Genomic DNA, 21,251 nt, shown 5'->3' on the forward strand with positions numbered 1-21,251 from the left:
GTGTTCAGTTCTGTCGTCACAAACGGAGCTTGGACACCCTCGCTGTACGCCCGCAGCCGATTAACGAACCTCAGCCCTTGGAATCAACCATCTAGACGGCTAGGGACCCTCTGGGTCGACCGCGTCGCGGTCGGCCCAGAACGGCTCCACGAGCTCCCTGATCCCTGGCGCGCCGACGCGTTCCAGCACGGCCAGCGCGCCGACGTTGCACACGAGCTGCCGGGTACTGCTGGCGCCGAACAGCACCGTGCAAGTCGCGGGATGCGACAGCGCGAAGGCGATGCAGAGCTGGGCCGCGGTCGCCCCCACGCCCGCGGCGGCCTCGGCGAGCGCGGGGGCGGCCCGGACGATCTGCTCGCGGACGCCGCCGGGGTCGCGGCCGACCTGCCGGGAGGGGCTGGTCCTGCCCGCCAGGATGCCGCCCTCCATCACGTCGGAGGCCTGCAGCGACAGGCCCTCGGCGAACAGCGGCGCGAACGGCCCGCCGTCCGGAATCGAGCGGCGGCACGGGCTGTACTTGAGCTGCGCGAGCTGCGGACCGGGGGAGCCGGCGGCCAGGGCGTGCCCGCGGATGGTCCGTATCGTGCCGGCCGACCAGTTGTTCACGCCCCAGCAGCCGATGATCCCGTCGCGCTCCAGCTCCGCCAGGTCGCCGGCCAGCCGTTCGAGGTCGAGGTCGGCGCGCCTGACGTCGCCGAGAACCACCAGGTCGGCCCGGTCGGCGCCGGCCCGGAACAGCGCGTGCTCAAGCTGCTCACGCAAAGGCTGCTCGGGGTAGCGCTCCAGCCAGAGCTTCTCCGACAGCAGGTAGTCGTCCCTGGCCACGCCCGCGGCACGCACGATGGCCGAGAACAGCACGTCGGTGAAGACCGGCGGGTGCCCCGGCATGCCGTAGACGCCGACGTCGAACAGGTTGACGCCCAGATCGACGGCGTGGCGCACCATGGCGACGGCCTCGGCGAAGTCCATGCGGTCGTAGATGTGCCAGGAGCCCAGGGACAGGACCGAGGCCTCGGGCCCGTGCGTGCCGATCGTGCGGCGGGGAACGGTGTGCATGGGACTCCTCGTCACGGTAGCCACGGGTGGATGACGGCCTTGACCTCGTCGAGCCTCGACATCGACCGGAGCGCGCCGGTGGCCGCGCCCAGCCCGGCGGGGGCGCCGAACATGGCGTTCCAGTCGAAGCGCGCGCGGAAGGCGCGCAGAAACTCCAGGGCGCGGTGGTAGTCGCCGATGTCGCCGTTGAGCGAGCCGAGGACACTCAGTTCCTTGCCCATGACCGTGCCCATGGGGACCGGGTCGGGGCGCGGGCCGGTGCTGCCGACGACCACGAACGTGCCGCCCCAGGCGGCCATGTCCACCGCCTCCGCGGCCACTCCGGGCGCGCCGGCCAGGTCGAGCACGAGTTCGGCGCCGCGCCCGTCGGTGGCCTCCAGCACCTGGCCGAGGCGCTCGGGCGGCGTGCCGTCCAGGCCGATCACGACGTCGGCGCCGAAGCCGCGGGCCAGCTCCAGCCGGGCCGCCGGGGCACCGACGGTGATGACGGTGCCCGCCCCCGAGGCGGCGGCCATGGCCGTGGCCACCAGGCCCAGCGCGCCGGCGCCCTGGACGACGACCGCGGCGCCGGGGCGGATGCCGCCGGCTCTGCCGTACGCGTGGACGACGGTCTTGACGGCGCAGCCCGCGGCGGCCGCCCAGGTGTCGGGGACGTCGTCGGGCAACAGGAGCTTCAGCGCGCCCGGCCGGACGTAGGCGTACTCGGCCAGACCGCAGGTGGAGTACGGCCACGCGTCCGCGCGCTGCGTGAACCCGTACCCGCGCTGGGCGCAGGCGACCGGAGTACGCAGCACGGTGCAGCCGTGGCAGTGCCCGCACGTCGACTCCGACCAGCCGATCCGGTCCCCGGCCCGCACCGGCCGGCCCAGCGCGTCCAGGGTGCCGGGACCGGCGGCGGCGACCGTCCCCGACATCTCGTGGCCGAGCACCATCGGCAGCATCCCGGGCCAGGACATCGCCCCGGACCAGATGTGCACGTCGGTGGCGCACAGGGTGGCGCAGCCGATCCTGACCACGGCCGCGCCCGGCTCCACCTCCTCGGGCAGCGGGAGCTCCTCGATGACCAGCGGCTCGCCATGCTCGCGGAGCACGGCGGCGCGGGTGGCGGTCGGGGCAGGCACGATCGGGGTCCTTTCTCAGCGGGTGTGGGCGGTGTCCCAGACTTCGTTCCTGCTACGCCACCACAGCAGCACCAGGATCACCAGGAAGGGCACCACGCCGCGGTAGGCCTGAAGGCCGCTCAGCGACACGGCGGCGCCCTCCAGCAGCCCGAGGATCAGCCCGCCGGCCAGCGTCATGGGCAGGCTGCGGAAGGCGCCCACCATGGCCACCGCCAGCGCGGTCGTGATGAGGTTGCCGAGCGTGGCGAAGTCGCCGCCCAGCCGGGGCGCGACCAGGACGATGACGAGCGTGCTGAGCCCGCCGATCACCGCCCACACCGCCATGGCCAGGCGCGGCACGGCGATGCCGACCACCTGCGCGGTCGTGGGACGCTCCGACAGCGCCTGCAGCCGCAGGCCCAGCAGGGTCCGGCTGAACAACAGCCCCACCCCGGCGGTGATGAGCGCGGCGAAGGCCAGGGAGACCAGCGTGGAGACCGGCACGACGACGTCACCCAGCACGAACGCGGGCCCCTCCAGCGGCGCGGGGAAGCGCCGGGTGCCCGTGGTGGCGCCGCCGAACACGCGCAGCCCGATCGCCATGACGGCCACGTAGAGCGCGACGGTCACCGCCGCCTTGGTCCGCTCGCTGTGCTCGCCGAACCACCGCACGAGCACCGCGCCGACGAGCGCCGACAGCGCGGCGCCGGCCACAACCCCCGCGGCCAGCGCGAGCGCCCCGTGCACGCCCACGCCTATCAGCGAGACCATCACGTACGCGCCCACCGCCCCCGTGGCCGCCATGGCGAAGTTCACCACGGCGACCAGCCGGTAGGTCAGCACCACGCACAGCCCGAGCAGCGCGTACACGCCGCCGCTCGTCAGCCCGGCGATCAGGGAGTTGAGCATCGCTCAGCCCTTGCCGGGGACGACGAACCCCTCGGGCAGCACCCGCCACGCGCGGTTCTCCGCCTTCACGAACCTGGCGCCCTCGACCGGGTTGTGCGCGTCGCCGGGCCCGAACACGTACGGCGTGCCGACCATGGGATAGTCCACCGGCTTCATCTCCTTGAAGGCCTTGGTCACCGACTCGCGCGTGATCGGCCCCCGGATGCCTTTGAGCACCTGGACGAAGACGTCGGCCGCCATGACCGCCCCCTGGCTGAAGGCGGTCTTCGGGATCCCCTTGGCACCGACGATCTTGGCCCATCTGTCGTTGCCCGGCAGGCTCTCGTCGGTGTAGGGCTGCCACTCGGTGGCCGAGTACACGTTGAGCCCGTCGGGGATCGCCTGGGCGTTGGCGTCGGTGTAGCTGTTGGCCAGCATGGCGAAGTCGACGGCGGTCATGCCCTGGGTCTTGGCCTGGGCGAACCAGGGGCCGACCTGGGAGTTGTAGACGATGCCCGTGCAGCCCGCCTCCTTGGCCTTGACCAGGTAGGGGGTCGGGTCGCCCGTCCCGACGGAGGTCTCCTTGACGGTCAGCTGCTTGCCGGTGACCGTGGACCACTCCTTGATGGCGTTCTCGATGCCGTCGCCGCTGCCGGGCAGGACCGTCAGGTAGGCGCAGACCTTCTCGTGCTTCTTGGTCTGCGACAGGAAGTACAGGGCGGCGGTGAGGAGCTTGTAGGGGCCCGGGTTGACGGGGGCGATGTTCGGGCTGGTGAAGCAGGCGGGGTCGACGCCGACGGCCGGGATGGAGACGATGCCGGCGCTGCCGTACTTGGCCCGGTTCAGGCCGCAGTCGACGGCGCTGGAGGAGCCGACGAGCGCCACCACGCCTTCCGACTCGATCAGTTCCACGGCCGCCTCGGTGGAGCGCTGCGGGTTCATGGCGTCGTCCTTGCTGATGAACTCGATCGTGCGGCCGCCGATCCCGCCCGCCGCGTTGACCTCGTCGAAGACGGCCTGCACGGCCTTGGGCACCTCGGGCGCCTGGAACTGGCCCGTGATGCCGTTGATCGAGCCGACCTTGATGGGCCCGTCGGTGCCGCCGCCGGCGGCGCATCCGGTCAGCGCGAGCGCCGCGGCCCCGAACGCGGCGGCGAGCCTGTGTGAAAGCTGCATGTGCGTGCTTCCTCCTCAGGGAGATCAGGCCAGCGGGGCAGCCGCTATGCCGAGGTAGGCGTTGACGACGGCGGGGTCCTCCATGACGTCCCTGGTGGGGCCGGAGGCGATGACCCGCCCGAAGTCGAGGACGGTGAGGTGTGAGCAGGCCGCGGAGACGAGTTCCATGTCGTGCTCGACCAGCAGGACGGCGACGCCGAAGCGGGCCGGCACCTCGGCCAGCCGCGCCGCGAAGCGCAGCGACTCCGCCCCCGACTGACCGGCCGCCGGCTCGTCCAGCAGCGCCACCTTGGGCCGGGCGGCGACGGCGGCGGCCACGTCGAGCAGCCGCCGGGTCCCGGCGTCCAGCAGCGACACCGGCACGTCCGCCGGCGGGCAGCCGAAGAACTCCAGCAGTTCCCCGGCCTCGCCCCGGCCCAGGCGGCGCCCGGCCCCGATCGTCAGGTACTCGTACTGGGTCAGCTCGGCCGGGATCGTCGTGGTCTGGAAGGTACGGCGCAGCCCGCGCCCGGCCCGGACGTCGGGCCGCAGGCCGTCCAGCGGCCGGCCCGCGAGCACGATCGAGCCCCGGTAGCCGCCGAGGAAACCGGTCACGGCGGCGATGAACGTGCTCTTGCCCGCCCCGTTGGGCCCGATGAGACCCGCCACCGTGCCTTCCGGCACCGTGAGGTCCACCTCGTGCAGCGCGGTGACCTCGCCGAAGCGCACGGTGAGCCCGCTGACCTCCAGCAGCGGGGGACCCGGCGGACCGGACGGCGGCACGGGCGCCGGCGGCACCGCCTCGGGGACCTCGCCGCGCCCTTCGAGCAGGGGCCGGGCCGCCCGCTCGCGCCTGCGCGCCTGGACGAAGTCGGTCTGGCTCACGCCGGAGCGCAGCGCGAGCACGGCGAAGACGCCGAACAGCATGCCGCCCAGGTCCTGCGGCAGGTGGAGCCGTTCCAGGATGGTGGCCATGATCGCGCCGAAGAGGCCGCCCATGATCGCGCCGTCCACGTGGTGCGGCCCGATGAGGATCGCGACCGCGAAGAAGGCCAGCGACTGTCCCATGGAGAAGTTCTGCGCGACCACCAGGCCGAGCTGCCCGGCCATCAGCCCGCCGCCGACGGCCGCGACGAACGCGCTGATGGCGAACGCGGCGAGCTTGCTGCGCGCCACCGAGACACCGTGCGCGGCCGCCGCCCGCTCGGAGTGCTTCAGCTCCAGCCAGGACATGCCGAGCCGGGTGCGGTTGAACAGGCTCAGCCCGACCGCGATGAGGCAGAAGACGATCACCGTGAGCACGAAGTAGGCCCGGTCGCCGGAGAACAGCGCGGGCCGCACGACCGTCTTCAGCTCACCGGTTCCGGGGAACTGGTTGGCGTTGAGCACGATGTCGGTCGAGACCGCGAACCCGAACGTGACCACGGCCAGGTTGACGCCGCGGATGCGCAGCGCGGGCAGGCCGATCAGGACGCCCACCGGGACCGCGGCGAGACCGCCCAGCACGAGCCAGAGCAGGAACCCGCCGGGGGCGTCGTGCAGGTTGAGCTTCAGCACCACCCACGCGCCGATGGCCGCGAACGACATCTGGCACAGCGACATCATTCCGGCTCTGCCCACGATCACGCCGTAGCTCTGCATGATGATCGAGACGACGATGGCGGTGATCGCCAGGAAGACCCAGTGGGCGGAGAACAGGGCGGGTACGGCGACGCAGGCCGCCACGGCCAGGCCGAGCCCGATCGCCAGGGCACGCGGGTTCATGCCGCCGCCGGCCCGAAGTAGGACTCGTGCAGGAGCTCCGGGTCCCGCCTCAGCTCCGCGCACGAGCCGTCGTAGACCACCCGTCCCTTGCGCAGCACGTACGCGCGGGTGCCGATCTCCAGCGCCAGCGCCGCGAACTGCTCGATGAGCAGGACCGAGATGCCGAGGCCGACCATGTCGCCCACCGCGCCCATCAGCCGGCGCACCACCACGGGCGCCAGGCCCATGGACATCTCGTCGATGAGCATGACCCGCGGGTCGCTGACCAGCGCCCGGCCGAGCACGAGCATCTGCTGCTCGCCGCCCGACAGGTGCCCGGCCTGCAGTTTCCTGCGGCGCTCCAGCTCCGGGAAGAGCGTGAACACGCGGCCGAGCTCGCCCTGCCCGCTACGCGCGACCAGCAGGTTCTGCTCGACGGTGAGCGTGCGGAAGACGGTGCGTGACTGCTCGACGTAGCCGAGGCCGGCGCGGGCCCGCCGGTAGGCCGGCAGCTTCTCGATCGGGCTGCCGCCGAGCCGGATGGCGCCCGAGGAGACCCGGGCGACTCCGGCGATGCCGTCCATGAGCGTGGTCTTCCCGGCCCCGTTCGAGCCCAGGACGACGGTCACCGTCCCGGGCCCGACCTCCAGCGAGACCTCGTGGACGATCTCGGCCTCGCCCCGGTTGACGCCGACCGCCTCCAGCCTGAGGACCGCGTCCGGACTGCCGTGCGGGTCCGGGTTGAGGACCGCGTCCGGGCCGGGCTGCGGGTCCGGGTTGGAGGCCGCGTCCGGACCGCGGTGCGGGTCCGGGTCGAGGGCCGTTTCCGTGCCGGGTTCCGGGCCGGGGGCGCTGCCGCTCACCGCGTGCCTCCGCCGAACGCCGCCCGCAGCGCCTGGACGACCCGGTCGTGTGCCACGCGCGCGGCGGGCAGTTCGGTGGCCAGCAGGCCGAAGAAGCCGTGGATCAGCCCGTCGTAGCGGACCACCTCCACCGGCACCCCGGCCTCGCGCAGCCGGGCCGCGTAGTCCTCGCCCTCGTCGCGCAGCACGTCGTACTCCGCTCCCAGCACCAGCGCCGGGGCCAGACCCGACAGGTCCTCGGCCCGCAGCGGCAGCAGGTAGGGGTCGCGCAGGTTCGTGGGATCACGCGGATAAAGGGTGAAAAACCACTCCATACTCGCCCGGGACAGGAAATAGCCCTCGGCGAAGTCCCGGTAGGAGGCGCGCCCGTCGTCGGGATGCCCGAGCACCGGCGAGACCAGCACCTGCAGCCCCAGCCGCGGTCCGCCCAGGTCGCGGGCCTTCAGCGCGGCCACTGCGGCCAGGTTGCCGCCCGCGCTCTCCCCGCCGACCGCGATCCTCTCCGGATCGGCCGAGATCTCCGCCCCGTGCCCGTGCACCCAGCGCACGGCCGCGAAGCAGTCGTCGGCCGCGGCCGGATAGGGGTTCTCGGGCGCGAGCCGGTAGTCCACCGAGACCACGACGACACCCGCCTGCGCGCAGACGGTACGGCAGGCGTACTCGTTCTCCTCAAGGCTGCCGATCGTCCACCCGCCGCCGTGGAACCACACGAAGGCGGGAAAGGGCCCGGTGCCCTCCGGGGTGTAGACGCGCACGGGGATCTCACCGGCCGGGCCGGGGATCGCGGTGTCGCGTACCCGGTGCACCGCGGGCAGGATGTCGGGCAGCCGCCAGGTGGTGCGGAACTGCTCGCGCATGGTCTGGGGGTCCAGCACGACGGGCCGGCCTGCTTCTACGGCGGGAGTGCGGTCGATGATCGCCTGCGCGTCGGGATGCAAAGGCATGCCTACCTCCGCTCGCCTGGGTGAGAGACGCACCCGGGGCCAGAACTCGAATCGTATCTGATTCCGTGTACGTTATGGGCATCCACGCAGTGGTGTCCAGAGTGGGGAGGAAGATGTTGCGCAACGGTTCCCGGCCCGCCGGCACGGTGCTCACGGGCGGGGTGGTGCACACGCTCGACCAGGAAGATCGTGTCGTCGAGGCGCTCGCGGTACGCGGCCGGCTCATCGCCCGCGCCGGCTCCGCCCGCGAGGTCGCGCCGCTCATCGGACCCGGCACCCGGGTGATCGACCTGCGGGGGCGGTCGGTGCTGCCGGGCATCAACGACTCGCACCTGCACGGCGTGTGGCTCGGCGCGATGTGGCCCGATCTGCTCATGGACCGGCTGGCCGCCGGCGAGCACGACGGCGAGCCGGTCCGGCTGGAGAACGGACGGCAGCGGCGCGCCGCCATCCTGCGCACCGGGCGGCTGCTGGCCTCGCTCGGCGTCACCAGCTACACCGAGCCGGGGCTGGGGCCGGGGGAGGACGCCGGCCGTACCGGCTGCTTCGGGTCGGCGGCGCTGCGCGACTACGCGCGGCTGGCCGCGGACGGGCGGCTCACGGCCAGGGTCACCGCGCTGATGTTGTTCGGGGAGCTCGACGGGCCCAGCACCCTGGCGGACCTGCGGGAGGGGCTGCGCGGCTTCCGGCCCCCCGCCGAGGTGCCGGGGTGGCTGCGCGTGGCCGGGGTCAAGATCTTCGCCGACGGCATCCCGCCCATGGGCACCGCGTGGACCGACCAGCCGTACGCGCACGGCGGCCACGGCGGGCTCCTGGTCGAAGGCTCCTCACCCGAGGACCGGGCGGCCGCGCTGACCGAGATGATCGCCGTGGCGCACGCGGCCGGGTACCAGGTCGGCGTGCACGCCACCGGTGGCAGGGCCGTGCGCGCCGCGGTCGAGGCCATGCGGGCCGCCGCCGCCCGCGACGGCCGCGACCGGCGCCACTACGTCATCCACGGCGACCTGGTCGCGCCGCGGACACTCGCCGCGATGGCCGGCTCGGGGATCGGGCTCAACACCCAGCCGGGGATCGCCGTGGCCACCGGGGACATGCTGGCCGCCGCGCTGGGACCGGAGGCGCTCGCGGGCGCCTGGCCCCTGCGCGAGGCGCTGGCGGCGGGGGTACGGCTCTGCCTCAGTTCGGACGCGCCCGTGCTCACGCCCGACTGGCGGGTGGGCGTGGCCCAGGCGGGGCTGCCCATGGGGGAGGCGCTGCGCGCGTACACCGTCGTCCCGGCCCGGCAGGACGGCGCCCAGGACTGGAAGGGCACGCTGGAGACGGGCAAGGTGGCCGACCTGTGCGTGCTCGGCGCCGACCTGCGCGCGGTCGAGCCGGCCGCGCTGCCCGGGGTGCCCGTCGCGCTGACGATGGTGGACGGCCGCGTCGTGCACCAGGCCTAGGCGGTTCCCCAGGAGGCCTCGGGGTCGACCACGCCGCGGTCCAGCCACAGTTCGGCCACGGCTTCGCGCAGTTCGGGGCCGTGCCGTTCGAGAAGGGTGAGCGCGCCCAGGTTCTCCTCGAGCTGGCGCAGGCCGCTCGCCCCGAACAACACGGTCGCGACCGCCGGGTGCGTGAAGCAGAAGGCGACGGCCAGCTGCGCCGGGGTGGCGCCGAAGCGCTCGGCGGCCCGCATGACCAGCGGGAACGAGGCGCGGATCCGCTCCCGGATGCCGCCCGGGTCCGCGCCGATCTTGCGCCGCGGGTGCAGCCGGCCCGCCAGGATGCCGCCCTCGAACACGTCGGAGGCCTGCAGCCCCAGCCCCGCCTGCGACAGCAGCCGGCCGTACGGCAGGCCCTCGGGCACCGAGCGCCGGGCCAGACTGTACTTGAGCTGGGCGAACGACGGCGGCGTGAACCCCTCGGCCGCCGCCAGCGCGCACGCCCGCCCGAGATCGCGCGCCGCCCAGTTGTTGACCCCCCAGGCCGCGAACCGCCCCGCCCGCACCAGCTCCGACACGTCGGTCAGCACCGCGCGCAGGTCGAGCTCACCCAGGAAGTCGCCGACGACCACGAGGTCGGCCCGGTCGGTGCCGATCCGCTCCAGCGACGTCTCGATCTGCGCGGCGAAGGAGCTGGCGGGGTAGTCCCACAACCAGAGCTTCCCGCACAGCGTGTACTCCTCGCGCGCGATCCCCGCCTCCCTGACCGCCTTGCCGAAGATGACGTCGGTGGTCGCGTCCTCGGCGTGCGGCCCGGCGTTGTAGTGGGCGACGTCGAACAAACTCGCCCCATGGCGTACGGCGGCGCCGATCAGCTCGACCGCCGCGCCGAACTCCATCCGATCCCAGGTGTTCCACGAGCCGAGCCCGGCCATGGGGACCAAGGGCCCCCGTACGCCGAGCCTGCGCCTGGGCACCGCACCGGGGTATCGCACCGCACACCTCCTGAGCCGAGCGACGACGGGCCTGGCGGCCACGCGCAAGAATCGTATAGCATTCCCGATACTGTTCGCTCCTGAAGGGGTGTCACATGTCGCTTTACCAGGACAGCAGCGGCGCGGCGCGCATCGTGGAGGTGGCCACCGGATACATGGCCGCCAAACAGCTCTTCGCGGCGGGAGAGCTCGGGCTGTTCGCCGCCCTGGCCACCGGCCCGGCGAGCGCGCCCGACCTGGCCCGCCGTACCGGCCTGCCGGAGCGGACCGTGCGCATCCTCGCCGACGCCATGTCCGGCCTCGGCCTGCTCACCCGGACCGGCGGCGTCTACACCAACACGCCCGCCACCGACCGCCACCTGACCGGCGCCGCGGGGGAGCTCGACCTGCGCCCCTTCCTCACCTTCCTGGAGGCCATCAGCTACCCGCACTGGCTGGGCTTCGGCGCCAGCGCCCGTACGGGGGAGCCCGCACCGCTTGACCTGGAAGGCGAGCGGATGGAGGTGTTCCTCACCGGCGTCATGACCTACAACTCCCTGCACGCCAGGACGCTCGCCGCGCACTACGACTTCACCCCGCACCGCCGCGCCCTGGACCTCGGCGGGTTGTCCGGGGCGTTCCTGGCCCAGGCCATGACCGCGGCTCCGGAACTGCGCGGCACGTTCTGCGCCGAGGGCGACCTGGCCGCCTTCGCGAAGCGGACGCTGGACGAGGCGGGCGTCGGCGACCGCGCGGAACTGGCCGCCGCCGACCCGTTCGCCGCGGACCTGACCACCGGCTACGACCTCGTCCTGCTGGAGCACGTCGTGCACCGCTTCGGCCCGGAACGCAACATCCGCTACGCCGAACGCGCCCGCGAACTCGCCTCGCCCGGCGCCACGCTGCTCCTGCTGGACTTCTTCCTTGACGCCGACCCCGTGCAGCGGGTCGTGGACGCCCTGCACGCGGCCGAGTACCTGGTCATCGACGGCACGACGGTCTATCCCGAGGACGAGGTACGCGGCTGGCTCACCGAGGCGGGCTGGGAACCCGGCCAGACCCTGTGCCTGCCCGGCTGCCCTCGCGTGATCGTGGCGTACGCCCGATGAGCCCGCACGACGGGCCCGCAGCGCCCGGCGAGCCGGATCAGGGCCCAAGCGCTTCGGGTTCCACGAGCGCCACGGGCTCCTCGGGCGGGCAGGATCGCGCGGGACGGCTGGTGCTGGTCACCGGCGGGGCCGGCGGGATCGGGAAGGCGGTGGCCCGGGCGTTCGCGCGGGCGGGGGACCGGGTGGTGATCGCCGACGTGGACGGGGAGGCGGGCGAGAAAGCCGCCGCCGAGATCGGGGCCGTTCCGGTGACCATGGACGTCACCGACGCGGCGTCGGTGGACGCCGCGCTGGCCCGCGTGGGGGACACGATCGACGTCCTGGTCAACAACGCCGGGGTCGTCGCCGGTGGCGGTCCGCTGGTGGAGCTGCCGCTGGAGGTCTTCGACCGGGTCGTCGCGGTCAACCTGCGCGGCACGTTCACCGTCACCCGGGCGGTCGCCGCCGGCATGATCGCGGCCGGGCGCGGCGGCTGCGTCGTCAACATCAGCTCGATCGGCGCCCGCCAGCCCACCGCCGGCCTGGGACACTACGAGGCCACCAAGGCCGCCGTGGACGCCCTGACCAGGACCGCCGCCCTGGAACTCGCCCCCCACGGGATCAGGGCCAACGGGGTCGCGCCCGGCCCGGTGCTGACCCCGATGACGGCCGGTCTCATGTCCGACCCGGCGGCCCGCGCCGCCTGGGAGTCGCGCATCCCGCTCGGCAGGATCGCCGGGACCGGCGACATCACGCCGCTGGTCGTCTTCCTCGCCTCGCCCGCCGCCCGCCACATCACCGGCACCGTCATCCAGGTGGACGGCGGCCAGCTCCTCACCTGAACCGGCCGCCTGTTCGCCGACGTGTCGTGGGCCTTCCAACCTCCAGGACAGAACACCTAGCCGTTCTTGAGGTGTTTGGCCTGGGCCTTGTGGAGGGCGTCGGCGGTGGCGATCTTGTGGGCGCAGGCCACCCGCTCGATCTCCTGGGCCTGCGCTCCCGTCTGGATCAGGTCGAGCATGTGCTCGTGCTCCTCCACGGAACGGCGTGCCCGCCCCGGCACGTGGCTGAACGTCGAGCGCCGCATGTGGTCCAGTCTGGCCCACTCCGCCTCCAGCAGCGCCAGCAGGTGCTCGTCGGGGCACTGCGCGTAGATGGCGAAGTGGAACTCCCTGTTCAGCGCGGTGAACGACACCGGGTCGAACTCCTCCAGCGCCTCGACCATCCGGTCGTTGACCGCGCGGGCGCGCGCGAGCTGCTCCGGGGTCATGAGCGGCGCCGAGATGGCCGTGGCGTACCCCTCCAGCCGGGCCAGCACCTGCAGCGCGTGCTCGACCTGGGCGGCGTCGAAGACGGCCACCCGGGCGCCGATGTTGCGCACCACCTCGACCAGCCCGTCGGACTGCAACCGCCGTACGGCTTCGCGCAGCGGGATGGTGCTGACCCCGGTCTCGCGGGCGAGCTGGTCCATCACCAGCCGGTAGCCGGGACCGTAGGTGCCGTCGAGGATGCGCGAGCGCAGCAGCTCGTAGCTGATCTCGGCCTTGGACGCATTGGCCCGCGTGGACCCCTTCGCGGTACTCACCGCTCTTTCCTCATTCCCCTCACGTCGAGATCCCCCTCACGTCGAGATCCCCCTCACGTCGAGATCCCCCTCACGTGGAGATCCCCTCATGTCGAGATCCCTCTCATATCGGGACCTCCTCGCTGTCAAGGCGCCAGCGTCGTCGTCACGACCTCGCGCAGGCCGGGACCGGACAACGCCTGGAAGTGGTCGCCCGCGACGGTGACCAGCCGGGCACCCGTCACCTGCCCGACGATACGCTCGATTCCGGCCACGACCACGTCCTCCTGCCCCGCGACGAACACCGGAGGCTCCGCGCCGGTCCACGCCCCCGGCTCGAACGGGGTGGCGCGCAACCCTTCCACGCAGGTCACCAGCCCGGCCGCCCGATGGCCCTGGGCGAGGACCATATCAGCGATCATGGCCGTGAGCGGGCCGGCGGGCGCGGGACCGCCCGCCACGGCCCGGCGAAGCTCCTCGACGTCGACGGCGGTGAACGGATCGAACGGGCTGAGCCCGCCCAGCACCGCCCTGCGCACCCGGCCGGGCGCCACGCCCGGCAGTTCCCAGGCGATCCTGGCCCCCAGCGAGTACCCGGCGACGTCGAACACCCCGTCGTCCATCACCGCGACCAGCGCCTCGGCGATCCGGCGGGCCCCCGCCTCCGCCGGGCTGACCGGCGCCGCGCTGTCCCCGTGCCCCGGCAGGTCGGCGACCACGACCCGGCGGCCGGTCGCGGCCAGCGCGTCCGCCATCCCGGTCGCCACCCAGTCGCGCTGCCCGTCACTGGCGAACCCGTGCAGAAGCAGAACCGGGGGACCGGCCGTCACCTCGGCGGCGAACACGCGTACGGCCAGCTCTCCCATGACTCCAGCACCTTTCACATACGATTTCAGATGTTACTCCACGAGGGCACCGGGAAGTCGACCACCACCTGCCCGGTGCCGCTGCTGCCGAAGTACGGGCAGAGCTGCTCGCCCTTGCCCGAGTACTCCTTCCAGCCGAGCAGCCCGAAGAGCATGGCGGTGTCGGCCATGGCGCCCTCGCCCGTGCACCGCAGGTTGTAGTCGGGCAGCATCTCCAGGAACTCCGCGATCCGCCCCTCGGTCCACAGGTCGAGCACCGCCATGTCGGTCTTGCGGTTGAACGCGCTGCTGACCTCGTTGAGCAGGGTCTCGGCGATCTCGTTGGGCGGGAAGGCGTGCGAGAGCGAGCCGCTGGCCAGGAAGGCCACCTTGCGCCCGCTGCGCAGGATCGCGCGGCGCAGCGCCTCGCCGATCCGGCGGTTCTCCTCGATGGAGGAGTAGATGTTGCACCCGATCGGCAGCACCCTGATGGCGGCGTCGCCGTTGACGAAGTACATGGGCACGAGCGTGGCGTACTCGAGACCGAGGTCCTTGTAGGTGTGCACGTGCGCCTTCTGGCCGCCGGCGACGATCTCCTCGCCGATGAGCTCGGCCAGCTCGGGGTCGCCGTCGTAGTCGTACTTGAGGTCGTGGATGAAGTGCGGGAGTTCGTGGCTGGCGTAGGAGGCGCGGTGGCGCTCCTTGCCGTTGAGGTGGAAGCCGATGCTGTTCATCCAGTGGGTGTCGGCCACCAGGAAGGTCTCGGTGCCGAGTTCGCGGGCGCGCCTGCCGATCTCCGTCAGCGCCATCTCGGCCGGCCGGCGGATGCCGTAGTGCTTGCCCGGCTGGATGGACAGCCAGATGGACGGGACGTGTGTGATCTTGGCTGCCAGGACGATCTCTCCCATGCGCATCCTCCCAGGCCCGGCATCGGCTCACTGAGTATGCCGAAGGGCGGGGGGCCTGTTCCACCCCCCGGCATCGCAAAATCATGTACGAACTCAGATATCTTTGTCTATAGTACTCCATCCTTCGGATCCGCTATCATCCACGATGTCGTATATGATCTGGAGTCGCCATGGATCACCCGCTCGGCCTGGCGCCGGGGAAGATCATCGCCGTTCACCTCAACTACCGCGGCCGGGCCGCCGAACGGGGACGCCTCCCCTCCGCGCCCTCCTACTTCCTCAAGCCACCCTCCTCGCTGTCCTGGTCGGGCCGGCCCGTCGTGCGCCCGGCCGGGTGCGAACTGCTCACCTTCGAGGGCGAGATCGCCGTCGTCATCGGCGCGCGCGCCCGGTGCGTGCCGCCGCAGCGGGCGCTGGAGCACGTCGCGGGCTACACCGCCGCCAACGACTTCGGGGTGTACGACTTCAGGCACGCCGACCGGGGATCCAACCTTCGTGCCAAGGGCCAGGACGGCTACACGCCGGTCGGCCCCGCCATCCTCACCGGCGTGGACCCCGGCGCCCTGCGGCTGCGGACCTACGTCAACGGCGAGCTCGCGCAGGAGGCCGACACCGGCGAGCTGCTGTTCGGCTTCGACCTGCTCATCGCCGACCTGTCGCGGTACATGACGCTGGAGCCCGGCGACCTCATCCTCGCCGGGACACCCGCTGGCTCGACCGTCGTGGAGCCGGGCGACGTGGTCGAGGTCGAGCTCGAAGACGCCGGACGGCTGCGCAACGAGGTCGTCGCCGAGCCCCGGGCCGCCCCCGCCGCGTGGGGCGCGCAGCCGAGGGCCGACGAGGAGAGCCGGGCCGCCGCCGTCGGGCGGGGGCGGGCGGCGCCGTACCCCTTGGACGATCCGACGATCGCGGCGCTGCGGTCGGTCTCCACCGCGACGCTCTCCGCGCAGCTGCGCAGACGCGGCATCGACCACCACTTCATCGAAGGTGTCCGGCCCACCCGGCCGGACCTGCGCATGGTCGGCCTCGCGCGGACCCTGCGCTACCTGCCGCTGCGCGAGGACGTCTTCGCCGAGCTCGGCGGCGGCATGAACGCCCAGAAGCGCGCCGTCGAGGAGATCCGGCCCGGGGAGGTGCTGGTGATCGAGGCGCGCGGCGAGCACGGCGCCGGCACGCTCGGCGACATCCTCGCCATGCGCGCCCTGCGCAGAGGAGCGGCCGGGGTGGTCACCGACGGAGGGCTGCGCGACAGCCCCTCCTTCGCCGAGCTGGACCTGCCCGCCTACTACGCGGTGCCGCACGCCGCCGTGCTCGGGCGCCGGCACGTGCCCATCGAGTCGCAGGTGCCCGTGGCGTGCGGAGGGGTACTCGTCATGCCGGGCGATGTCCTGGTGGGCGACGCCGAAGGCGTGGTCGTGCTGCCGCCCGCCCTGGCCGCCGAGGTGGCGGGAGCCGCCGCCGGGCAGGAGGACGAGGAGCGCTTCATCTACCAGCGGGTCGCGGCCGGCGCCTCGATCGACGGCCTCTACCCGATGAACCAGTCCTGGCGCGCGTCCTACCGGGCCTGGCAGCAAGGAGGAGACGCGTGAAGTACCGTTCCGACCCCGCCGCCATCAGGGGGTCCATCGCGCCGGTGGTGACGCCGTTCACCGCCGACGGCGCGCTCGACCTCGCCTCGCTGCGCGGCCTGGTCCGCTGGCAGCTCGGCCAGGGCTCGCACGGCGTCTCCATCGGCGGCTCCACCGGCGAGCCCGGCGCGCAGTCGGCCGAGGAGCGGATCGCCGCCATGGCCGCCGTCGCCGAGGAGGTCGGCGACCGGGTGCCGTTCCTGCCCGGCACCGGCTCGGCCAAGCTCGACGAGACCCTCCTGCTCACCGCCGAGGCCGAACGGCTCGGCGCCGACGCCGTCCTCGTCATCACCCCGTACTACGCCCGGCCGGGGCAGGAGGCGCTCTTCCGCTGGTACTCCACGATCGCCACGGAGTTCCCCGGCCTGCCGATCGTGATCTACAACGTGCCCTCCCGCACGGCCGTCGACATCGCGCCGGAGACGGTCGCCAGGCTCCGCCACGCGCACGACAACATCGCCGGCATCAAGGAGACGACCCGCGACTTCGAGCACTTCTCGCAGGTACTGCACCGGTGCGGCCGCGACTTCCTCATGTGGTCGGGCATCGAGCTGCTCTGCCTGCCGCTGCTGGCCATCGGCGGCACCGGGTTCGTCAGCGCGGCGGCCAACCTGGCTCCGGCGGCCGTGGCCCGCATGTACACCGCGTACACCGAAGGCGACCACCGGACCGCGCTCGACCTGCACTACGCCCTGCACCCGCTCGTGGAGCTGCTGTTCGTGGAGACCAACCCCGCCCCGGCCAAATGGGTGCTGGAGCAGCGGGGCCGGATTGCCTCGGGACACGTGCGGCCGCCGCTCATCCCGCCGACCCCGGCCGGAATCACCCGGATCGAGGCGCTGCTGGCCGACTGTGAGGAACTGACCCGATGACCCTGGAGCACTACATCGACGGGGCCCGCGTCCCGAGCATCTCCGGCGCCACCTTCACCTCCGTGGAACCGGCGACGAACGAGGCGTACCTGACGGTGGCGGCGGGACGCGCCGAGGACGTCGACGCGGCCGTGACCGCGGCCAGGAAGGCCTTCAGCGACGGTCCGTGGCCGCGGCTGCCCGGCGAGGAACGGGCCGTGATCCTGCGCAGGATCGCCGACGCGATCGAGGCGCGCGACGAGCGCCTCGCGTCGCTGGAGTGCCGCGACACCGGCCTGCCGATCACCCAGGCCCGCGGGCAGGCCAGGCGCGCGGCGCAGAACTTCCGGTTCTTCGCCGACGTCGTCACCACGCTCAGCGAGGACGTCTACCGGGTCGGCTCGGCCCAGCTGAACTACGTCCTGCGCAAACCCGCCGGCGTGGCCGGGCTGATCACCCCGTGGAACACGCCGTTCATGCTGGAGACCTGGAAACTGGCGCCCGCGCTCGCGGCCGGCTGTCCTGTGGTGCTCAAGCCCGCCGAGTGGTCGCCGCTGTCGGCCGGGCTGCTGCCCGACATCATGGAGGAGGCGGGCCTGCCGCCCGGGGTGTTCAACCTGGTGCACGGCATCGGCGAGGAGGCCGGCGCGGCGCTCGTGGCGCACCCCGACGTCCCGGTGATCTCCTTCACCGGAGAGAGCGCCACCGGCCAGGCCATCATGCGCAACGCCGCCGGCACGCTGAAGACCCTGTCCATGGAGCTCGGCGGCAAGTCCCCGCTGATCGTGTTCGACGACGCGGACCTGGAGCGCGCGCTGGACGCCGCCGTCTTCGGCGTGTTCTCCCTCAACGGCGAGCGGTGCACCGCCAGCTCCCGCGTGCTCGTGCACGCCTCGATCTACGCCGAGTTCACCGCACGGCTGGCCGCGCGGGCCGCCCAGGTACGCGTCGGCGCCCCTTCCGACCCGGCGACGGAGCTGGGCGCGCTCATCCACCCCGAGCACTACGCGCGGGTGGCCGGTTACGTACGGCTCGGCGTCGAGGAGGGCGCCCGCCTCGCCGCCGGCGGCGCCCGTCCACCGCACCTGCCCCACGGCAACTTCCTGGCCGCGACCGTCTTCGCCGACGTCACCCCGGACATGCGGATCTTCCAGGAGGAGATCTTCGGCCCCGTCGTGTGCGTCACCCCGTTCGGCACCGAGACCGAGGCGATCGAGCTGGCCAACGCCACCCGGTACGGCCTGGCCGCGTACCTGTGGACCAACGACCTGCGCCGCGCCCACCGCATGGCCCAGGCGATCGAGACCGGGATGCTCTGGGTCAACTCCCAGAACGTCCGCGACCTGCGCACGCCCTTCGGCGGGGTGAAGGCCAGCGGCCTGGGCCGCGAGGGCGGGCGGCACAGCATCGACGTGTACACGGTCTCGCCGATCGTGCACCTGGCGACCGAGGACCTGCCGGTGCCGCGGTTCGGCACCGGCTGACGGTCAGCGGAGGCTCCGGGCCGGGTCGACGCCGGTCAGCCCGGCACTGGCCGCCCACACGGCCGCCGCGATGCACGCCATCTTCGACCTGCTCGAACCGAGGTGGCCGAGTTAGACGATCACCAGGTCGCGCGGGGTGTTGTTGAGCCGCAGGCCGCCCGAGTCGGTGCAGACCAGGATGTCCTCGATCCGCGCCCCGTGCGAGCCCGCCAGGTAGATGCCCGGCTCCACCGAGAACGCGAAGCCCGGCTCCATCAGCTCGCCGTTGCCCGCCACGATGTACGGCTCCTCGTGCGTCTCGATGCCGATCCCGTGCCCGGTGCGGTGGATGAACTTCTCCCCGAACCCGGCCTCGGTGATCACCTCGCGGGCCGCGGCGTCGATCGACTCGCACGACACGCCGGGCCGTACCGCCTCGCACGCGGCGTCCTGGGCGCGGCGCAGCACCTCGAAGTACTCCGCGTACTCGGCAGGCGGCTCACCGACGCAGTAGTTGCGCGTGGAGTCGGAGCAGTAGCCGTTGTGCAACTGCCCGCCGATGTCCACCACGACGGGCTCGCCCGCCCGGATGACCCGGTCCGACAGCTCGGCGTGCGGGCTGGCGCCGTTGGGTCCCGAGGCGACGATGACGAAGTCGACCGTCTCGTGCCCGGCGGCCAGGATGGCGTCGGCGATGTCGCGGCCCACCTCACGCTCGGTCCGCCCCGCCCGCAGGAAACCGGGCACCTGCCGGTGCACGGCGTCGATCGCCTCGCCGGCCTCGCGCAGCGCCTCGACCTCGGCCGGCGACTTGCGCATGCGCAGCTCGCGCAGCACCGTCCCGGCCAGCACCTGCTCGGTCCCCGGCATCGCGGCGCGGAAGGCCAGCGAGGCCATCGCCCACATCCGGTCGGCCAGCCCCACCTTGGCCACCGAACCGAGGCGCTTGGCGGCGATCTCATAGGGATCGTCGGTCTCGTCCCACGCCACGAACTCCAGCCCGAGCCGCGAGGCGGGCGAGGCCTGCGCCGCCGGCAGCTCCAGCCGCGGCACCATCATGTACGGCTCGCCGGCCGCCGGAACCACCAGGCAGGTGAGCCGTTCCAGCGGCAGCGCCTGGTAGCCGCTGACGTAGCGCAGATCGGGCCCGGGAGTGAGCAGCAGGGCGTCGAGCCCGGCCTTGGCGGTGGCCTCCTGGGCGGCGGCCAGACGGGACACGGGATACAAGTCTTGGGACGTCACGGGCCCCAATCTACTCGTCACCGCTCACCTAAAATCCGCGAAAAGCTCTCACAACACGGCAAGCCATCGCTACACTCCGTTCAAGGACGATCACATACTGTGGGACCTCTTGTCCCGATCCATGTCGTTTGCGAGTGAACTATGGTCGACGTTACGGGCGGCCATCAGCCACCCCTCCCATCACCGGACCACCGTCCGATGAGCGCGGCCGAGCTCATCGGATACCTGACCCGGCAGCAGGCCGGCGAGCACGACGCCGCCATGCTGGCCATCCGCCTGTCCCACGCCGAGCGGCTCGGCAACATGGGCTGGGCCGAGTGGAACCTGCGCACGGGCGACGCCGTATGGTCCGACCACGTCTACGTCATCTTCGGCCGCGACCGCGCCGACGGCCCGCTCGGCCTGCCCGAGCTCGCCGGCTACGTCGAACCCTGCGACCTCGGCGCCCTCGACCAGCTCCTGTGGAGCGTGGTGCAGGGCGTGGAGCCGGTCCAGGCGGAGTTCCGCATCCGGCGCGGCGGCGAAGTACGCAACCTGCGCGTCGTCCTCGAACCCCTCATCGCCCCGGGCGGTCCCATCGGCGTCCACGGCGTCGTCCAGGACATCACCGGCCGCCGCCGCGCCGAACGCATCATGTCCGAATCGCGCCGCCAGCTCCTGGAGGCCCGCGAACGCGCCGCCGAGGAACGCCACGTCATGCTCGCGATGCGCGAGGCCATCCTCCCCGAGCCGACCGGCCGCCTGGACCTGCCCGGCACCAGGATCGCCGTCCGCTACGTACCGGCCGAGAAGACCGCCAACCTGGGTGGCGACTGGTTCGAGGCCGCCGCCCTGCCCGACGACCGCGTCATGCTCGCCATCGGCGACGTCTCCGGCCACGGCCTGCCCGCGATCGCCCACATGGCCCAGCTCCGCCATGCCCTCGTCGGCCTCACCATGACCGGCCAGCCCGCCGACCAGCTCCTCGCCTGGCTCAACGAACTCGTCCTGCACCGGCTGGAGGAAACCACGGCCACGGCCATCATCGGCCACCTCGACACCGAGACCCGGATCTTCACCTGGAGCCAGGCCGGGCACCTGCCGCCCATCCTGGTGCGCGACGGCAAAGCCGAAACCCTGACGCAGCCCAGGGGCGTCCTGCTGGGCGCCACCTGCGACCAGCCCTACCGCCTGGCCAGCGTCGAACTCCGCGACGGCGACCTCCTCCTGCTGTTCACCGACGGCCTGGTCGAACGACGCACCCGCGACATCGACGAAGGCCTCGACCTGGCGGTGTCGGCCGCCGCCCACCTCCTCACCACCGACCTCGACGCCGGCCTCGACCGCCTCCTCGCCGACATCGGCGGCCCCAACCCGGAGGACGACGCCTGCCTCCTCGCCGTCGGCGTGGGCATCTAGCCTCCTTCCTCCTTTTCTGTCCTATCCGTTACGGCAAGCCGCCCCACCCGCCCCGCCGTCGTGCGTGACCACCCGTCGAGCGCCGGTCGTGAGGGCTCACGGGCTGCTCGCCGTAACGAC

The 21,251-nt window shown here is 72.6% G+C and carries 19 protein-coding genes; 7 read left to right on the top strand and 12 right to left on the bottom strand.

What is annotated here, in order from left to right; genetic code table 11:
* Positions 1 to 99: 99 nt before the first annotated feature.
* From ACIBKY_RS45650 to ACIBKY_RS45680, 7 genes are read right to left on the bottom strand one after another with little or no spacing between them, the layout of a single operon-like run.
* On the bottom strand, positions 100 to 1,056 hold the full coding sequence (locus tag ACIBKY_RS45650; RefSeq protein ID WP_397107297.1) for an aldo/keto reductase: 957 nt from the start codon (positions 1,054 to 1,056) through the stop codon (positions 100 to 102).
* Positions 1,057 to 1,067: 11 nt separating this feature from the next.
* Entirely contained in the window at positions 1,068 to 2,177 is a 1,110-nt protein-coding gene (locus ACIBKY_RS45655) for a zinc-binding dehydrogenase (RefSeq protein ID WP_397107299.1), read from the bottom strand.
* A 15-nt stretch (positions 2,178 to 2,192) separates the two neighbouring features.
* On the bottom strand, positions 2,193 to 3,065 hold the full coding sequence (locus ACIBKY_RS45660; RefSeq protein WP_397107301.1) for a branched-chain amino acid ABC transporter permease: 873 nt from the start codon (positions 3,063 to 3,065) through the stop codon (positions 2,193 to 2,195).
* Positions 3,066 to 3,068: 3 nt separating this feature from the next.
* Positions 3,069 to 4,220: an ABC transporter substrate-binding protein gene (locus ACIBKY_RS45665; protein WP_397107303.1), complete on the bottom strand. Its 1,152-nt coding sequence runs from the start codon at positions 4,218 to 4,220 to the stop codon at positions 3,069 to 3,071.
* Positions 4,221 to 4,244: 24 nt separating this feature from the next.
* The gene (locus ACIBKY_RS45670) at positions 4,245 to 5,963 is read right to left on the bottom strand and encodes an ATP-binding cassette domain-containing protein (protein ID WP_397107305.1); all 1,719 of its coding nucleotides are present in this window, start codon (positions 5,961 to 5,963) and stop codon (positions 4,245 to 4,247) included.
* Positions 5,960 to 6,805, bottom strand: coding sequence for an ATP-binding cassette domain-containing protein (locus tag ACIBKY_RS45675; protein ID WP_397107307.1), 846 nt, complete (start codon positions 6,803 to 6,805; stop codon positions 5,960 to 5,962). The genes ACIBKY_RS45670 and ACIBKY_RS45675 overlap by 4 nt, the downstream gene beginning before the upstream one ends.
* Positions 6,802 to 7,749 carry an alpha/beta hydrolase gene (locus ACIBKY_RS45680; RefSeq protein WP_397107309.1) on the bottom strand — a complete coding sequence of 316 codons (948 nt, stop codon included), beginning with the start codon at positions 7,747 to 7,749 and terminating at the stop codon, positions 6,802 to 6,804. Before ACIBKY_RS45680 ends, ACIBKY_RS45675 begins: the two co-directional genes overlap by 4 nt.
* A gap of 113 nt (positions 7,750 to 7,862) precedes the next feature.
* Between ACIBKY_RS45680 and ACIBKY_RS45685 the strand changes: the two genes are divergently transcribed.
* On the top strand, positions 7,863 to 9,191 hold the full coding sequence (locus ACIBKY_RS45685) for an amidohydrolase (RefSeq protein WP_397107311.1): 1,329 nt from the start codon (positions 7,863 to 7,865) through the stop codon (positions 9,189 to 9,191).
* On the opposite strand, the gene ACIBKY_RS45690 is transcribed toward ACIBKY_RS45685, so the two are convergent.
* On the bottom strand, positions 9,188 to 10,165 hold the full coding sequence (locus tag ACIBKY_RS45690; RefSeq protein WP_397107313.1) for an aldo/keto reductase: 978 nt from the start codon (positions 10,163 to 10,165) through the stop codon (positions 9,188 to 9,190). The genes ACIBKY_RS45685 and ACIBKY_RS45690 overlap by 4 nt on opposite strands.
* Positions 10,166 to 10,260: 95 nt before the next feature.
* On the opposite strand from ACIBKY_RS45690, the gene ACIBKY_RS45695 reads away from it, so the two are divergent.
* Complete coding sequence (locus ACIBKY_RS45695) at positions 10,261 to 11,253, top strand: methyltransferase dimerization domain-containing protein (RefSeq protein ID WP_397107315.1); 993 nt, start codon at positions 10,261 to 10,263, stop codon at positions 11,251 to 11,253.
* The gene (locus ACIBKY_RS45700; protein ID WP_397107317.1) at positions 11,250 to 12,074 is read left to right on the top strand and encodes an SDR family NAD(P)-dependent oxidoreductase; all 825 of its coding nucleotides are present in this window, start codon (positions 11,250 to 11,252) and stop codon (positions 12,072 to 12,074) included. Before ACIBKY_RS45695 ends, ACIBKY_RS45700 begins: the two co-directional genes overlap by 4 nt.
* A gap of 56 nt (positions 12,075 to 12,130) precedes the next feature.
* Here ACIBKY_RS45700 and ACIBKY_RS45705 read toward each other — a convergent pair whose 3' ends face one another.
* The 3 genes from ACIBKY_RS45705 to hpaD form a co-directional block, all read right to left on the bottom strand.
* Complete coding sequence (locus tag ACIBKY_RS45705; protein WP_397107319.1) at positions 12,131 to 12,817, bottom strand: GntR family transcriptional regulator; 687 nt, start codon at positions 12,815 to 12,817, stop codon at positions 12,131 to 12,133.
* A gap of 125 nt (positions 12,818 to 12,942) precedes the next feature.
* Positions 12,943 to 13,662, bottom strand: a complete 720-nt coding sequence (locus ACIBKY_RS45710) for an alpha/beta fold hydrolase (RefSeq protein ID WP_397107321.1) — start codon at positions 13,660 to 13,662, stop codon at positions 12,943 to 12,945.
* Between the two features lie 26 nt (positions 13,663 to 13,688).
* A complete protein-coding gene (gene hpaD, locus ACIBKY_RS45715) occupies positions 13,689 to 14,549 on the bottom strand; it encodes a 3,4-dihydroxyphenylacetate 2,3-dioxygenase (protein ID WP_397107323.1) in 861 nt (286 codons plus the stop codon).
* Between the two features lie 170 nt (positions 14,550 to 14,719).
* Between hpaD and ACIBKY_RS45720 the strand changes: the two genes are divergently transcribed.
* Genes ACIBKY_RS45720 through hpaE form a run of 3 tightly spaced genes read left to right on the top strand, consistent with a single transcriptional unit; the run spans position 14,720 to position 18,512 of the window.
* Positions 14,720 to 16,138, top strand: coding sequence for a fumarylacetoacetate hydrolase family protein (locus tag ACIBKY_RS45720; protein ID WP_397107325.1), 1,419 nt, complete (start codon positions 14,720 to 14,722; stop codon positions 16,136 to 16,138).
* Complete coding sequence (gene dapA / locus ACIBKY_RS45725; RefSeq protein WP_397107327.1) at positions 16,135 to 17,049, top strand: 4-hydroxy-tetrahydrodipicolinate synthase; 915 nt, start codon at positions 16,135 to 16,137, stop codon at positions 17,047 to 17,049. The genes ACIBKY_RS45720 and dapA overlap by 4 nt, the downstream gene beginning before the upstream one ends.
* Positions 17,046 to 18,512 (top strand): 5-carboxymethyl-2-hydroxymuconate semialdehyde dehydrogenase, encoded by a 1,467-nt coding sequence (hpaE, locus tag ACIBKY_RS45730; RefSeq protein ID WP_397107329.1) that lies wholly within the window; start codon positions 17,046 to 17,048, stop codon positions 18,510 to 18,512. The genes dapA and hpaE overlap by 4 nt, the downstream gene beginning before the upstream one ends.
* A gap of 111 nt (positions 18,513 to 18,623) precedes the next feature.
* Here hpaE and ACIBKY_RS45735 read toward each other — a convergent pair whose 3' ends face one another.
* On the bottom strand, positions 18,624 to 19,733 hold the full coding sequence (locus ACIBKY_RS45735; protein ID WP_397107331.1) for a M24 family metallopeptidase: 1,110 nt from the start codon (positions 19,731 to 19,733) through the stop codon (positions 18,624 to 18,626).
* 198 nt (positions 19,734 to 19,931) lie between these two features.
* On the opposite strand from ACIBKY_RS45735, the gene ACIBKY_RS45740 reads away from it, so the two are divergent.
* A complete protein-coding gene (locus tag ACIBKY_RS45740) occupies positions 19,932 to 21,131 on the top strand; it encodes a PP2C family protein-serine/threonine phosphatase (RefSeq protein ID WP_397107333.1) in 1,200 nt (399 codons plus the stop codon).
* The last annotated feature ends 120 nt before the right edge of the window (positions 21,132 to 21,251 follow it).

This window comes from Nonomuraea sp. NPDC050394 (assembly GCF_044459065.1).
Lineage (GTDB): Bacteria > Actinomycetota > Actinomycetes > Streptosporangiales > Streptosporangiaceae > Nonomuraea.